Origin of the sequence: Proteus sp. G2674 (genome assembly GCF_009915195.1) — a bacterium.
In the GTDB taxonomy this organism is placed as follows: Bacteria; Pseudomonadota; Gammaproteobacteria; order Enterobacterales; family Enterobacteriaceae; genus Proteus; species Proteus mirabilis.
Map to the genome: position 1 here is coordinate 1 of NZ_JAABLS010000038.1, position 14,809 is coordinate 14,809.

The 14,809-nt window shown below is 38.8% G+C and carries 15 protein-coding genes and 1 other annotated feature; of the genes, 5 read left to right on the plus strand and 10 right to left on the minus strand.

Going from position 1 to position 14,809, the window contains the following annotated elements; all coding sequences use genetic code 11:
• Nucleotides 1-314: 314 nt before the first annotated feature.
• From clpB to rluD, 3 genes are all read right to left on the minus strand, one after another.
• A complete protein-coding gene (gene clpB / locus GWI58_RS14340; RefSeq protein WP_004244758.1) occupies nt 315-2,891 on the minus strand; it encodes an ATP-dependent chaperone ClpB in 2,577 nt (858 codons plus the stop codon).
• A gap of 145 nt (nt 2,892-3,036) precedes the next feature.
• The gene (yfiH, locus tag GWI58_RS14345; RefSeq protein WP_046335091.1) at nt 3,037-3,768 is read right to left on the minus strand and encodes a purine nucleoside phosphorylase YfiH; all 732 of its coding nucleotides are present in this window, start codon (nt 3,766-3,768) and stop codon (nt 3,037-3,039) included.
• On the minus strand, nt 3,769-4,746 hold the full coding sequence (rluD, locus tag GWI58_RS14350) for a 23S rRNA pseudouridine(1911/1915/1917) synthase RluD (protein WP_004244761.1): 978 nt from the start codon (nt 4,744-4,746) through the stop codon (nt 3,769-3,771).
• Between the two features lie 130 nt (nt 4,747-4,876).
• Here rluD and bamD point away from each other — a divergent pair, with 130 nt between their 5' ends.
• The 3 genes from bamD (at nt 4,877) to pheA (ending at nt 7,683) form a co-directional block, all read left to right on the plus strand.
• Entirely contained in the window at nt 4,877-5,611 is a 735-nt protein-coding gene (bamD, locus tag GWI58_RS14355; protein ID WP_012367573.1) for an outer membrane protein assembly factor BamD, read from the plus strand.
• Between the two features lie 269 nt (nt 5,612-5,880).
• Nucleotides 5,881-6,216: a ribosome-associated translation inhibitor RaiA gene (raiA, locus tag GWI58_RS14360; protein WP_004244763.1), complete on the plus strand. Its 336-nt coding sequence runs from the start codon at nt 5,881-5,883 to the stop codon at nt 6,214-6,216.
• 155 nt (nt 6,217-6,371) lie between these two features.
• Nucleotides 6,372-6,490 (plus strand) — a sequence feature (Phe leader region).
• A gap of 35 nt (nt 6,491-6,525) precedes the next feature.
• The gene (pheA, locus tag GWI58_RS14365) at nt 6,526-7,683 is read left to right on the plus strand and encodes a bifunctional chorismate mutase/prephenate dehydratase (RefSeq protein ID WP_004244764.1); all 1,158 of its coding nucleotides are present in this window, start codon (nt 6,526-6,528) and stop codon (nt 7,681-7,683) included.
• A 93-nt stretch (nt 7,684-7,776) separates the two neighbouring features.
• Here the strand turns inward: pheA and GWI58_RS14370 are convergent, their stop codons facing one another.
• Nucleotides 7,777-9,117: an anaerobic C4-dicarboxylate transporter gene (locus tag GWI58_RS14370; protein ID WP_036973372.1), complete on the minus strand. Its 1,341-nt coding sequence runs from the start codon at nt 9,115-9,117 to the stop codon at nt 7,777-7,779.
• Nucleotides 9,118-9,505: 388 nt separating this feature from the next.
• Here GWI58_RS14370 and GWI58_RS17765 point away from each other — a divergent pair, with 388 nt between their 5' ends.
• Both GWI58_RS17765 and GWI58_RS17770 read left to right on the plus strand, forming a co-directional pair.
• On the plus strand, nt 9,506-9,661 hold the full coding sequence (locus GWI58_RS17765; protein ID WP_004247407.1) for a hypothetical protein: 156 nt from the start codon (nt 9,506-9,508) through the stop codon (nt 9,659-9,661).
• A 29-nt stretch (nt 9,662-9,690) separates the two neighbouring features.
• On the plus strand, nt 9,691-9,864 hold the full coding sequence (locus tag GWI58_RS17770) for a hypothetical protein (RefSeq protein WP_004244766.1): 174 nt from the start codon (nt 9,691-9,693) through the stop codon (nt 9,862-9,864).
• A gap of 104 nt (nt 9,865-9,968) precedes the next feature.
• Here the strand turns inward: GWI58_RS17770 and tyrA are convergent, their stop codons facing one another.
• From tyrA to rpsP, 6 genes are all read right to left on the minus strand, one after another.
• Nucleotides 9,969-11,093, minus strand: a complete 1,125-nt coding sequence (gene tyrA / locus GWI58_RS14375; protein WP_161769300.1) for a bifunctional chorismate mutase/prephenate dehydrogenase — start codon at nt 11,091-11,093, stop codon at nt 9,969-9,971.
• A 35-nt stretch (nt 11,094-11,128) separates the two neighbouring features.
• Entirely contained in the window at nt 11,129-12,223 is a 1,095-nt protein-coding gene (locus GWI58_RS14380; RefSeq protein WP_004247405.1) for a 3-deoxy-7-phosphoheptulonate synthase, read from the minus strand.
• A 451-nt stretch (nt 12,224-12,674) separates the two neighbouring features.
• Nucleotides 12,675-13,028 carry a 50S ribosomal protein L19 gene (gene rplS / locus GWI58_RS14385; protein ID WP_004244769.1) on the minus strand — a complete coding sequence of 118 codons (354 nt, stop codon included), beginning with the start codon at nt 13,026-13,028 and terminating at the stop codon, nt 12,675-12,677.
• A gap of 52 nt (nt 13,029-13,080) precedes the next feature.
• Nucleotides 13,081-13,833: a tRNA (guanosine(37)-N1)-methyltransferase TrmD gene (trmD, locus tag GWI58_RS14390; protein ID WP_004244770.1), complete on the minus strand. Its 753-nt coding sequence runs from the start codon at nt 13,831-13,833 to the stop codon at nt 13,081-13,083.
• Nucleotides 13,834-13,872: 39 nt separating this feature from the next.
• Entirely contained in the window at nt 13,873-14,418 is a 546-nt protein-coding gene (rimM, locus tag GWI58_RS14395; protein WP_004244771.1) for a ribosome maturation factor RimM, read from the minus strand.
• An 18-nt stretch (nt 14,419-14,436) separates the two neighbouring features.
• Entirely contained in the window at nt 14,437-14,685 is a 249-nt protein-coding gene (rpsP, locus tag GWI58_RS14400; RefSeq protein ID WP_004244772.1) for a 30S ribosomal protein S16, read from the minus strand.
• Nucleotides 14,686-14,809 lie beyond the last annotated feature (124 nt).

Genomic DNA, 14,809 nt, shown 5'->3' on the forward strand with positions numbered 1-14,809 from the left:
TTTTGTTCTCTCAGCCGGTTCGCTTAGCGCCCTGTGCCGTGACAACGAGGACGCATTATAGGGAGTTTTCTGAGGCTGGCAATAGTTTTTTGAAAAAAAATGTTCAACAGCATATTTAATAATCAGAGCATCGATTTTAGCGCTATTTATAAACATTTATTGCTCAAAAAACAGATCAAATAGGTACTCTTCTCTTTGTTCTGTTCATTTACCTTTAAAAACACAAAACTGCAGGCATAAAAAAGAGGCCTATTCAGGCCTCTTTTTCAATTTAATGACATCTTCTATATATTATTACTATATATAAAGATACTTTATGACTGTTTTGCAATGATCTGATTGTCATCTAAGTCCAAGATAATTTCTTTACCCGGAACTAATTTACCCGACAAGATATCTTGCGCTAATGGGTTTTCAACCTCTTGCTGGATAGCACGTTTCAATGGACGAGCACCATAGATTGGGTCGAATCCAACTTCACCCAGTTTTTCTAATGCTGCTCCCGTAATAGTCACGTGATAGCCACGCTCTTCTAAACGCTGATACAAACGACGTAATTGAATTTGAGCAATAGCGGCAATATTCTCTTTACCTAATGGATGGAATACCACTACCTCATCAATACGGTTAATAAATTCAGGTCTAAAGTGGTGACCTACAACATCCATAACAATAGTTTTCATTGCCGGATAATCAAGAGTACCGAAGCGCTCTTGAATTAAATCCGAGCCTAAATTTGATGTCATAATGACTACGGTATTACGGAAATCAACGGTTCTACCTTGTCCATCTGTTAAACGACCATCGTCTAATACCTGTAATAAAATATTAAACACATCAGGATGCGCTTTTTCTACCTCATCTAATAAGATGACAGAATAAGGACGGCGACGAACAGCTTCTGTTAGGTAACCACCCTCTTCATAGCCCACATATCCTGGAGGCGCCCCCACTAAACGTGAAACAGAGTGTTTCTCCATAAACTCAGACATATCGATACGCACCATCGCATCATCACTATCAAATAAGAAATCAGCGAGCGCTTTACACAATTCAGTTTTACCAACCCCGGTTGGCCCTAAGAATAAGAACGAACCAATTGGGCGATTTGGATCTGATAATCCAGCACGGCTACGACGAATTGCGTTAGAGACCGCATTTACCGCCTCATCTTGGCCGATAACGCGTCTATGTAATTCCTGTTCCATTCTTAACAGTTTTTCACGCTCCCCTTCTAACATTCTAGACACAGGGATACCTGTCCAACGCGCTAAGATTTCTGCAATTTCAGCATCTGTTACTTTGTTACGTAACAGTTTCATATGCTTATCTTCAGTTTTATTGGCTTCAGCAAGTTGTTTTTCTAAAGTAGGAATTTGACCATATTGGATCTCTGACATTTTTGCCAAATCACCACTACGGCGAGCCTGCTCTAGTGCAATACGCGCTTGCTCTAATTCTGCTTTTATATGCTGAGTACCAGTAAGCTCTGCTTTTTCTGCTTTCCACTCTTCTTCTAAGCTAGAATACTCTTTCTCTTTTTCTGCAAGTTCTTCATTTAACATAGCTAAACGTTTTTTACTTGCATCATCAGATTCTTTTTGCAGTGCTTGCTGTTCAAGTTTTAGCTGAATAATTCTTCTATCCAGTCTATCTAATGCTTCTGGTTTTGAATCCATCTGCATACGTAAACTTGCACCAGCCTCATCGATTAAGTCAATTGCTTTATCTGGCAACATACGATCAGAAATATAACGATGAGACAAAGTAGCTGCTGCTACAATCGCCGGATCCGTAATTTGTACATGGTGATGCAATTCATAACGCTCTTTTAAACCACGCAAAATGGCGATGGTATCTTCTACCGTAGGCTCCGCCACATAAACTTTTTGGAAACGACGCTCTAAAGCCGCATCTTTTTCAATGTATTGGCGATACTCATCTAATGTAGTGGCGCCGACACAGTGTAATTCACCACGTGCCAAAGCAGGTTTCAACATGTTTCCTGCATCCATCGCACCATCAGCTTTACCGGCACCAACCATAGTATGTAATTCATCAATAAACAGAATGACACTACCTTCCTGTTTAGATAAATCATTTAATACCGCTTTTAAACGCTCTTCAAATTCACCACGATATTTAGCCCCTGCTAATAAAGATCCCATATCAAGTGAAAGCACACGTTTATTTTTTAAACCCTCAGGAACTTCTCCATTAACGATCCGTTGAGCTAAACCTTCAACAATCGCGGTTTTACCTACACCTGGCTCACCAATTAATACTGGGTTATTTTTAGTACGACGTTGTAATACCTGGATTGTTCTTCTTATTTCTTCATCACGTCCAATAACGGGGTCAAGCTTGCCTTGTTCTGCTCGTTCTGTTAAATCAACAGTATATTTTTTCAATGCTTGACGTTGGTCTTCTGCATTTTGATCGTTCACTGTTTCTCCACCACGTATTTTTTCAATGGCTAATTCTAAACTGGCTTTGTTAGCTCCGGCGGCTTTTAGCATGTCAGCAACCTGACCACCACTTTCCATGGCAGCTAAAAGAAAAAGTTCTGATGAAATAAATTCATCACCTTTTTTCTGAGCTAACTTATCGCATAAATTAAGATGTTTAATTAAATCGTTTGAAGGGTGAACTTCTCCACCAGCACCTTCCACTTTTGGTAATCGAGATAATGCATCATTAATTCTTTCATTAAATTGTGAGGCATTAACACCTGTGGATGTTAATAGTGGGCGAATAGAGCCACCTTGTTGATTAAATAACGCACTCAGTAAATGTATGGGTTCTATAAATTGATTATCGTTCCCAAGTGCCAATGACTGGGCGTCTGCGAGAGCTTGCTGGAATTTATTGGTTAATTTATCCAGACGCATAACACCTCCAAGTAAAATTCGATTTAAAATTTATCACTGGAGAATAGATGAGGTCATTTAGACAATATTCAAGCTCAAAATGACAATTTTGAGCAAAAATATTTGCCTATATTTGGGATAAGGAAGAATAAACGTTGGAGAGCGTCTATTTGATCCAGATTAATGAGGCCATACGTCCGGTAGTATGTTCACGTCGATAGGAGAAAAAGCGTGATTTATCGCTAACAGTACAAAAGTCCCCACCATAAATCTGATTTACCCCACTTTCCTGCAGAATTATTCTCGCTAACATATAAATATTAGCTAAGTATTTGCCATTGTGGGGAATAAATGCGCTATCAAAGGCAATATTTTTTTCTACAAAAGCGAGACGGACTTCTGCCCCTACTTCAAAAGCATTAGGGCCTATTGCTGGCCCTAACCACGCCATAATCTTCTCATTAGAGGCTTTAAATTGAGCGAGTGTCTGTTGTAATACACCTTGGCAAAGCCCGCGCCATCCACCATGGGCAGCGCCAACTTCCGTTCCATCAATGGTACTAAATAGCACAGGTAAACAATCTGCGGTCATGATAGCGCACACCTTATTAGCACTAGAGGTGTAAAGGGCATCGCCTTCAACGGTATGATTGTCTTGATTATCCAAATTAACCACCTCAATACCATGAACCTGTGTTAACCATAATGGCATTTCAGGTAATTGAGCTTGTTGACAAATGATACGTCTATTTTGTTCTACCAATAGCGCATCATCGCCCACATGTGCCCCTAAATTAAGGCTGTCATAAGGTGGCAAACTAACACCGCCAGTTCTTAATGTGCTACATGCGCCAATATTGTCAGGCTGTGGCCAATCAGGATAAATCAATGAGGTCATTTACCAGTCCATTTCATCTTTAAACTGTTCTGCGTCCACTTTTAGTACGCGAATAAGTTCTACCATATCATCAGGCAACGGTGCATGCCATTCCATTTCAATTCCGGTAATAGGATGATAAAGGCGTAACATTGTGGCATGTAGTGCTTGTCGGTCAAAGCGACGTAACGTCTCACGAAATTCTTCACTAGCCCCTTTCAAAGGACGCGGTCTACCACCATACAGTTGATCACCAATTAATGGATGATGGATATGAGCCATATGGACACGAATTTGGTGAGTTCGACCGGTTTCTAGACGCAAACGTAAGCGGGTATGGGCACGGAAATGTTCCATAACACGATAATGTGTCACCGCAGGTTTTCCCATTGGGTGCACTGCCATATGGGTACGTTTGGTGGGATGTCGAGAAATTGGCTCATTAACCAGCCCTCCTGCTGTCATCCTTCCTGTTGCAACCGCTTCATATTCACGGGTGATTTCGCGACGCTGTAATGCTTCTACCAAGTGCGTTTGAGCGGGAACTGTTTTTGCAACAACCATCAAACCTGTTGTATCTTTATCTAAACGATGAACAATACCAGCACGGGGAACATTAACAATCTCTGGATAACGATAAAGAAGTGCATTTAATACGGTGCCATCAGGATTACCTGCACCGGGATGAACAACAAGATCTCTTGGTTTATTAATCACCAAAATATCATCATCTTCATAGACGATATTTAACGGAATATTCTGAGGCTCCCAACGAACATCCTCTTCGATTAAGGCATCGACTTCAATTTTTTCACCGCCAAGCATTTTTTCTTTTGGCTTATTGATGATTTTATCGTTAACCTGCACTCTATTGTCTAAGATCCACTCTTTTATGCGTGATCTTGAATAATCAGGGAACAATTCGGCCAAAGCCTGATCTAAGCGTTGACCCAGCTGTGAATCTGCGACTGTAGCATTAAGTCGTATTTGTTGAGACATAAATAGTTTCTATATTAAGTTAGTATTTTGACGGCACAGCCGTTTCATTTAAAATGAGTTATAGTATAACCGATTTCAGGGAGCTTCACGGAGAGACTCCCAAACCTATTCAGAGGATAATCAATACGTGATGAGACGCATGAAATACCTAGTGGCAGCGGCCACTGTAAGCCTGTTACTTTCTGGCTGTTCTAGTTCAGACAAAGACGCAACTGCTGATATGTCTCCTTCTGAGCTTTATGCAACAAGCCAAGAAAAATTGCTAGATGGCAATTATGGAGCGGCTATCAAACAACTGGAGTCTCTCGATAATCGCTATCCTTTTGGTCCTTACTCACAACAAGTTCAGCTTGATCTGATTTATGCTTATTATAAATCAGCTGAGTTACCAATGGCGATTTCCGCTATTGACCGCTTTATGCGATTAAACCCAACCCATCCAAATATTGACTATGTTCTATATATGCGTGGGTTAACCGCTCAGGCATTAGATGATAGTGCATTACAAGGATTCTTTGGTATTGATCGCTCAGACCGTGATCCTCAGCATGCAAGAGTGGCTTTCAAAGACTTTAGCCAGTTAGTTCGCTACTATCCTGATAGCCTCTACACAGCAGATGCCACAAAGCGTCTTGTTTTTCTTAAAAACCGTTTAGCGAAATATGAACTCTCTGTTGCGAAATTCTATACCAAACGAGGGGCTTATGTCGCGGTTATTAATCGAGTTGAACAAATGATGCGTGATTATCCAGATACCGAAGCTACACGTGAAGCGCTTGTGTATATGGAAAATGCCTACAAAAAACTAGGCTTAACTCAAGAAGCAGATAAAGTTGCCTCACTGATTGCAGCCAACCCTGCTTAAACGTTTTTACTATCAAAAACAGTAGCCTAGCGCTGCTGTTTTTTTATGCTAATTCAAAGGCTAAAAACTTACTTTTCATCAGACCAACCCTCTTAATATGAACGAATAAACACAACTCTACAAGCACTCTTTTTCAGCTATTTATCATTTGTCACGTTTCTATTACTTGTTATATAAACTTCTAACAAAAAGTGATCTTGATCATGTTTTAAATTGTGTATCACGATATTCTGAACCTATCCAAGATGGAGTAATAAAGAGGTAACTATATGATTATAAATATCACTAGCAAACAAATGGACATTACCCCAGCACTACGTGAACACATTGAAAGCCGTTTAACTAAACTTAACAAATGGCAGGTAAATTTAATCAATCCTCATATTATTCTCACTAAGGATCCAAAAGGTTTTAGTGTTGATGCAAGTATTCATACTCCGAATGGACAACTTGTAGCAAACGCACAACATGTTGATATGTATGCGGCAATTAATGATCTCTTGGCAAAATTGGAACGTCAATTAAATAAAGTTCAGCATAAAAATGAGTCTCGACGTGCGGCCAATAGCTTAAAAGAAGAAAATTTACTCGTAAATGAAATATAAGTAGTGAAGCTTGATTAAAAATTAGAATAATTCACTGACTCAAAACGCCTCTGCGCATCCTCGTGATGCGCTTTTTATTGTATTTTTCTTGACTCCTCACCCATCATCATGTTTGATAGCTATATGTTAAATAGTTAATCAATCCATATAATGATGACTCACTCTTTTTTGCCATTCTTCTTTTTCTTTTTACTCTATTCTTAAAGAGGCTTTGTTTATTTCAGAAAGAAAAGTAAGAACGACAATAGCCTCCAAAAATGGAGGCTTTTTTATTTAAAATGGTACGATACAAAAGTATAGGGCACTAACATGGAAAAACTCGATTTATTAGCAATCAGAGATAAAATCACTGCGCTAGATTCTGAACTACTTTCACTATTAGCTCAAAGACGCCAATTATCGACTGAAGTTGCCCAATTTAAATTAAATACCCACCGCCCTATTCGAGATAAAAACCGTGAGCGTGAACTGCTTGAACTATTAATCGAAAAAGGGAAAAACGTTGGATTAGATGGCTTTTATATCAGCCGTATTTTCCAAATGATCATCGAAGATTCGGTGCTCACGCAGCAAGCCATTTTACAGCAACACCTTAATGCGACTGCAAATGAATCTGCAAGAATTGCTTATTTAGGCCCTAAAGGTTCTTATTCTCATATTGCCGCTCGCCAATATGCAGCCCGCCATTTTGATACTTTTGTTGATTGCACTTGCCATAAATTTGAAGATATTTTTACACTGGTAGAAACAGGACAAGCAGATTACGGTTTACTACCTATTGAAAACACCAGTTCTGGTGCAATTAATGATGTTTATGATTTACTACAAACGACCTCGCTGTCGATTGTTGGCGAAATTCGTATTCCGATAAACCATGCTTTATTAACAGCAGTTAAGAGTAGCCTAGAAGAATTACACACTATTTATAGCCATCCGCAACCATTCCAACAGTGCAGTCACTATTTAAATCAATACCCTCACTGGAAAATTGAATATTGTGAAAGCACAGCCGCGGCAATGGAAAAAGTTGCATTAGCACAATCTCCCCATGTAGCCGCTATTGGCAGTGAAGCTGGCGGATCGCTTTATAATTTAACACCACTTGCTAGTAATTTAGCTAATCAACAAATTAATGTTACTCGTTTTATTGTGATTGCCCGTAAACCTATTGATGTATCAGAACAAGTACCTGCAAAAACCACCTTTTTAATGGCAACGGGGCAACAAGCAGGGGCATTAGTTGATGCTTTAATTACCTTAAAACAATACAGCATTATTATGACTAAATTAGAGTCTCGCCCAATAAATGGTACACCTTGGGAAGAGATGTTTTATATTGATGTACAAGCTAATTTACGGGATATCAATATGCAAAAAGCATTACATGACTTATCAAAAACATCTCGTTCACTCAAAGTATTAGGATGCTATCCTTCAGAAAATATTGTACCCGTTGAAATACAATAGCTTATTACCCTACTTTATAACCAAAAGCCAGATAGCTTATTGTTATCTGGCTTTTCTACTGTTATGACTCCATTCCCAGGATAATTTAGCTAATTATAAAAAACCATACATAGCAGCAAATACCCAGCCAAAAATACAAGAAACAGTGACACCAATTAATCCCGGTAAAATAAAGCTATGATTAATAACAAAACGACCTATACGTGTTGTTCCTGAACGGTCAAATTGGATAGCGGCTAAATCACTGGGGTAAGTAGGAAGAATATAATAGCCATAACACGCCGGTGCTGAAGCAACAATATAGGCAGGATCAATACCAATACCTAAAGCCAAGGGGACTATTGCGGCTAATGCGGCGGCTTGTGAATTAACAAACTTAGAAACAAGTAATAAGACAACGGCATAAGCCCAAGGATACTCACGAACTAATTGTCCTAATGCAGCTTCTATTTCTTTCATATGTGCAGAGAACATGGTTTCTGCCATCCAAGCAATACCATAGACCGCCACAATGGCTATCATACCGGAGCGAAAAACTTCATTTTTAGAAATCAGTGAGGGATTAGTTTTACAAATAATAATAATAGAAGCCCCCGCTAATAACATAAACATTTGAATAACTAATACCATAGATAATGGTTTATTATTAAATACGGGACGTAATTCAGAAAATGCACCTAATACAGCAACAACCGCAATCGCACCTAAGAATATCCACATTGCGACCCAATTTTTCATTGGTAATTTTTTATCTAACAATGTTGCAGTATCACCATAAACGTAATCATGATTCTCTGGTACGGAAATAAAATCTTGGAAGCGCTGATCTTTATCTAACTCTTTACCTCTAAACCAGCTAAAAATCCCAATGGCTAAAATACCAATAAAGGTTGATGGAATGGTAATCGCTAATAAATCTAAAAACTCAAGATGCTTACCATTAAAAGTGACATTACCTAACATTGCCACTAAGGTGACGACCGCAACAGATACAGGACTTGCGATAATTCCCATCTGTGAACCAATAGTACTGGCTGCCATCGGTCTTTCTGGACGAATATTATTTTTAATCGATACATCATAGATAATAGGTAAAATGGTATAAACCACATGTCCAGTACCACATAATATAGTCAGGGTACAGGTAACGAGAGGTGCAACGATAGAAATATACTTCGGATTTTTTCTTAATAATTTTTCAGCTATTTGCAACATCACATCTAAACCACCCGATGCTTGTAACGTTGCAGATGCAGAGACGACAGCAATAATCACTAACATCACATCGACAGGCGGTTTACCCGGAGGTAAATTAAAAATAAAGACTAAAATAACCAGCCCAACTCCGCCTAATAGACCTAATGCAATTCCCCCTTTCCTTGCTCCATAAAATAAACAAACTAATATAATGGCGAGTTGTATTATAAAATCCATCATTAACCCCTTAAAAAACGCATCGGAATAGAAATAAAAAATAATACAATTAAATCGTTAGCACTTTTTGCAAAAAAACAACGTCGACCAATATAATTTACGGCATCTGTTATAGGTATTTTTTTGATCGTTGTTATAGTTTTAATATCCGCTCATTATTTTATGCAAATTTAAGATCTCACCGACAAATAGTTTAAAAAGAAAAGACAATCTTGAACATTTATCATTAGCTAATTAAACCCATAGACAACAATTACATAACAAATAAATTTAAAATAATATAATGTTGTCATTATTATGTGATTACTAAAAATAGAAATTTCATTCATTTTTTCTAAATGTATATTGGTTTTATTCATTGTGAATATTGAATAAGTAAGGAATAGATATGCATACAATTATCATGCTACTGCTAGGTTTGAGCTATTTGAATTTCGTTGATAGTGCTCATAAAGGAAAAGGCTATTACTCCTATTCATTAGATCACCATATAAGTTCAACTCGCTGTACCGTAAGCCCATGCCCCGATCCGAAAGATTATTAAGTTATAACTATCAACGTTAGGAGAAGAAAATGAAGAAATTAATTATTTTTATACTATCAAGTTTATTCGCTTTTTATGCTAGTGCTTATACTTGGGATAATAAAATCAAAGATACCAGCACTGTTAATCAGTATTGTCAACATAATAGCAATACCCAACAATCTACTCGCTGTGTTTGGCCCCCTTGTGATGATGAGTGGTAATATTTATCGCAAGATATAACATATAAAATAAAAAACGAATAACATAACCTGTCATTCGTTTTTCTTACTATAAGTATTAGGTATAGCGTTTATGTATATTTATACTAAATCCGGCTATCATTGGCTTTTTGTAATAACGCACCACTCTCTTTCATAAATTGTGAAGCATAATCACCGAACCAATCACTTACATTATTAAATGAGCCAATAAATTCATCTTTTGTGTTTATATCTAATAAGGCTATAGCTTCACCTAATGAATGATGATATCTACGGATCAAGTTAATGTTTTCTTGTGAAGATAAAATAATATCGGCATATAATTGTGGATCTTGAGCAAAGAGCCTACCAATCATCGCTAGCTCTAAACGATAGATGGGAGAAGATAATCTTAATAAACTGGCTAAATCGACATTCTCTTTCACCAAATGTTGCCCATATGCAAAAGTAGTAAAATGTCGCAATGCTTGGATAAAACTCATATTTTTATCGTGCTCTTGTGCAGTAATAGCCTCGACTCTTGCTCCCCACACCATAAGTTGCTCAAGCAACCACTCAAAATGTGATAAATCTCGCCCTTCACAATAAGCGATTACTTGTTTTGCTAAACTTGGCACATCTGGACCAAACATTGGATGTAGTCCTAAAACAGGACCATTATGTGCTTTTAACATCGCCTCTAAAGGCGCTTGCTTGATTGAGGCTAAATCTACCAATAAACAATTTTCTGGCAAGGGCGGTAATTGTTCAATAACATCAACCGTTAAATGGATTGGGACACTGATTATCACCATACCGGCATCCGCAAAAATAGCCGGAGATTTACTTTGCCACTCATCCGCTTCAAGACTTTCCACTTGATAGCCAGAAAGTGTAAAGAGACGAGAAAAAAGTCTCCCCATTTTTCCGTTCCCCCCCACAATGACAATTTTGCCTAATTGGGGATTAAGTGTTTTAAAGCCTTTATCATTTTCTTTGCTATATGACTCTCTCATTACTCGACGTAAAACATCTTCAATTAAATCAGCAGAAATACCCATTTTTTCTGCTTCATTACGTCGAGAAGCAAGCATTGCGGCTTCTCTATCTGGTGCATAGATAGGTAACCCGTAGCGATTTTTAACTTCTCCCACTTCTGCTACCAATTGCATTCTTTTGGCGAGTAAAGAAAGCAATGTTTTATCCACCTGATCAATTTGCTCTCGCAAATTTTGTAATTCTTCAGCCATCTATGCTTGCCTCTTCTTATTAAAGTGTTATTGGGTTAGCTAACTTTTCTTAGTTGCGCTGCACGCTGTGCTAAAACTGGCGAAATTTGCTGATGCAGATTTCTTAACACCGATTCAGTGGTTTCCCAGCTAATACATGCATCAGTAACAGAAACACCGTACTTCATCTCACTACGGGGCTGCTCTGATGACTGATTGCCTTCATTAATATGGCTTTCTAACATAATTCCTGTTATTGATTGATTACCTTTTTTAATTTGCTCAATCACTGAATCAACCACGACAGATTGACGACGGAAATCTTTATTTGAATTACCATGACTGCAATCGATCATCAATGATGGTGTTAATCCCGCTTTTATCATATGGGCTTCACATAACGCGACATCTTCTTCATGGTAATTAGGTTTCTTACCCCCACGCAAAATAACATGTCCATCAGGATTGCCTTGTGTTTGTAATAAACAGACTTGTCCTGATTGATTAATGCCCATAAAACGATGTGGCATAGAAGCAGCTTTCATCGCATTAATAGCCGTATCTAAATTACCATCTGTGCCATTTTTAAAGCCGACAGGCATTGATAAACCTGATGCCATTTCACGATGGGTTTGAGATTCGGTCGTTCTTGCCCCAATAGCTGACCAACTAAATAAATCACCTAAGTATTGAGGATTGTTAGGATCTAAGGCTTCCGTAGCTAAAGGTAAACCTAGCTGAACCAACTCTGTTAATAGTTTACGGGCAATATGTAAGCCTTTTTCCATCTCAAAACTACCATCCATAAACGGATCACTAATTAAACCTTTCCAACCCACTGTTGTACGAGGTTTTTCAAAATAGACACGCATCACAATATACAGACTATCACTTAACTCAGACGCTAAGACTTTTAGACGTTTTGCGTAATCTAACGCAACATCGACATCATGAATAGAACAAGGGCCACATACCACTAATAAACGCGGATCACGACGTTGAACAATTTCAGAAATAGTTTGACGTGATTGAGTAATGGCATGCAGATCATTACGACTCAACGGGTATTTTTGTTTTAACTCTTCCGGTGTAATTAACACCAGCTCTTCGCTGATGTTGACATTATTGAGTGCGTCTTTTTGCATGATCATAATCTTTACCTTTTTTATGTCTGTCATTGTGATTTTTGTGTGTCTAAACGATAAGATAACATGCAATGTAAATAAATCAATCCATATTTTCAATAAAAAAGGCGTAATCGTAATGATATGTTTACATAAGAGGGGTGCTATTTAATTTATTTTTATAAATCAATATATTATCAATATCAAAACAACACAAAAAAATGTGATTAAGATAAAACAAAAATAGCAAACTGTAATTTTAATTTTACAACCGCAAGAAATTGGCTTTCACCTAGCAGATGAAACGACTTTATAAGAGATGTTATTTAGTGGTGAGGAAAATAGGTAAGGAAGTGAGCTATTATCGAGTGCTTATAAGAAGATAGAAAATATTAGAGGAAATAGAGCAGGTTATAGTCAAAAAAAGGCCAGCTGATGCTGGCCTTTTAACCATAACTTTCGGATGTGCGAAAGCGTATTATTTAGCGTTAAGACGCTCTTTAATACGTGCAGCCTTACCTGAACGCTCACGCAGGTAGTACAGTTTAGCTTTACGAACCGCACCACGACGTTTAACTGTGATGCTATCTACGACTGGGGAGTGAGTTTGGAATACACGCTCAACACCTTCGCCATTAGAAATTTTACGAACAGTAAATGCAGAGTGCAGACCGCGGTTACGAATAGCGATAACCACGCCCTCGAATGCCTGCAGACGTTTTTTAGAACCTTCAACGACCCATACCTTAACTTCTACATTATCGCCTGGACGAAATGAAGGTACATCTTGCTTCATTTGTTCTTGTTCGATTTGTTTAATAATATTGCTCATAATAACTCTCTTACCCTAGGTAAACTGATATTAATGACACTTTGTGTCAGACTTACTCTGCTGTTCTTTGCAAATGTTCCTGCTGGAATTCTGCTAACAGCACTCTTTGCTCGTCAGTCAGAGCTAGGCTTTCCAGAAGCTCAGGTCTTCTTAGCCAGGTCCGGCCCAGCGATTGTTTCATACGCCAGCGATTAATATGAGCGTGATTACCAGACAGTAACACTGCCGGAACCGCCATACCATCTAACACCTCTGGACGAGTATAGTGAGGATGATCCAGTAATCCTTCTGCAAAAGAGTCTTCTTTCGCCGAAGCCGCATGTCCAAGAACACCGGGAACAAAACGTGCTACTGCATCTATCATTATCATGGCAGGGAGTTCCCCACCACTTAATACGTAATCACCAACAGACCACTCTTCATCGATTTCGGTCTGAATGACACGCTCATCTATTCCTTCGTATCGACCGCAAACCAGAATTAATTTCTCATTTGTGGCCAATTCGCAAACACCTTGTTGATCGAGTTTGCGCCCTTGAGGTGATAAATAAATCACCTTTGCACCATCACCTGCCGCAGCTTTTGCTTGATGAATAGCTTCCCTTAACGGTTGTACCATCATCAACATACCGGGACCACCGCCATAAGGGCGATCATCTACTGTATGATGTCTGTCATAAGTGAAATCTCGGGGATCCCAACATTCCACATTCAGCAGACCATGCTTCACTGCCCGACCAGTCACCCCGTACTCGGTTATAGCGCGGAACATTTCAGGAAATAGGCTAATTACCCCAATCCACATTTGCACTGTCCCACTGTTGAGAACCGTTAACCGGAGAATCTAAAAACCAGGATCCCAATCAACGATAATTTTTTTCGCTGAGAGATCGACTTTCTTGATAACCTGCCCATCAAGAAACGGAACTAACCGCTCCCTGACACCGAATGCATCTTTCAGATTTGCTTTGATTACCATGACGTCATTTGAGCCCGTTTCCATCATGTCGTTAACGACACCTAAATCGTAGCCCTTGTCAGTTTCTACCTGACAACCCATAAGATCTTTCCAGTAATACTCACCGTCTAGATCAGGAAGTTGTGTAGCACTTACGACAATTTCAAAATTAGTCAAAATATTTGCAGCATCTCTGTCGTCAATACCTTTTAGCTTGACGATAATATCTTGATTGTGGTGTTTCCAAGTTTCTATCTCAATGGATTCCCATTGACCATGTCGTTGAATAAACCACGGTTGATATTCAAAAATGTTTTCGGCATGTTCGGTGGAAGAAAAAACTCTGAGCCAACCACGGATCCCGTAAGGTGAGCCCAACTTACCCATAACAATAGGTTCTACAGGCTCTTTAAAGGTTTTTTGTTCGCTCATTGTTACCACCGCGACAGATTAAGCGCTTTTCTTCGCTGATTTGATCAGGCCAGCAACACGTTCTGAAACAGTTGCGCCTTGAGCAACCCAATGTTCAACACGGTCTACGTCTAAACGTAATTCTTCTGCATTACCGGTTGCCAGTGGGTTATAAAAACCTACACGTTCAATAAAACGACCATCACGCGCATTGCGGCTATCGGTCACGACTACTTGGTAAAACGGACGCTTTTTTGCGCCGCCACGAGCTAAACGAATTGTTACCATAACATCCTCATTAGTTAACAAAACAACCAGACCCCATCGAGGAATGGCGTCCGGTTGTCATATAAAAAGCCCGAAAAGTTTACTCACTTTGGTGAAAAAAGCAATCCAAAGCGACGTTTTTTTC

Coding starts and splice junctions, on each gene's coding strand:
- GWI58_RS14370 (WP_036973372.1), bottom strand. CDS start 9,117: ATGGATTTTATAATACAACTCGCCATTATATTAGTTTGTTTATTTTAT.
- clpB (WP_004244758.1), bottom strand. CDS start 2,891: ATGCGTCTGGATAAATTAACCAATAAATTCCAGCAAGCTCTCGCAGAC.
- tyrA (WP_161769300.1), bottom strand. CDS start 11,093: ATGGCTGAAGAATTACAAAATTTGCGAGAGCAAATTGATCAGGTGGAT.
- yfiH (WP_046335091.1), bottom strand. CDS start 3,768: ATGACCTCATTGATTTATCCTGATTGGCCACAGCCTGACAATATTGGC.
- GWI58_RS17765 (WP_004247407.1), top strand. CDS start 9,506: ATGCATACAATTATCATGCTACTGCTAGGTTTGAGCTATTTGAATTTC.
- GWI58_RS14380 (WP_004247405.1), bottom strand. CDS start 12,223: ATGATCATGCAAAAAGACGCACTCAATAATGTCAACATCAGCGAAGAG.
- rimM (WP_004244771.1), bottom strand. CDS start 14,418: ATGAGCGAACAAAAAACCTTTAAAGAGCCTGTAGAACCTATTGTTATG.
- bamD (WP_012367573.1), top strand. CDS start 4,877: ATGAGACGCATGAAATACCTAGTGGCAGCGGCCACTGTAAGCCTGTTA.
- GWI58_RS17770 (WP_004244766.1), top strand. CDS start 9,691: ATGAAGAAATTAATTATTTTTATACTATCAAGTTTATTCGCTTTTTAT.
- trmD (WP_004244770.1), bottom strand. CDS start 13,833: ATGTGGATTGGGGTAATTAGCCTATTTCCTGAAATGTTCCGCGCTATA.
- rpsP (WP_004244772.1), bottom strand. CDS start 14,685: ATGGTAACAATTCGTTTAGCTCGTGGCGGCGCAAAAAAGCGTCCGTTT.
- rplS (WP_004244769.1), bottom strand. CDS start 13,028: ATGAGCAATATTATTAAACAAATCGAACAAGAACAAATGAAGCAAGAT.
- pheA (WP_004244764.1), top strand. CDS start 6,526: ATGGAAAAACTCGATTTATTAGCAATCAGAGATAAAATCACTGCGCTA.
- rluD (WP_004244761.1), bottom strand. CDS start 4,746: ATGTCTCAACAAATACGACTTAATGCTACAGTCGCAGATTCACAGCTG.
- raiA (WP_004244763.1), top strand. CDS start 5,881: ATGATTATAAATATCACTAGCAAACAAATGGACATTACCCCAGCACTA.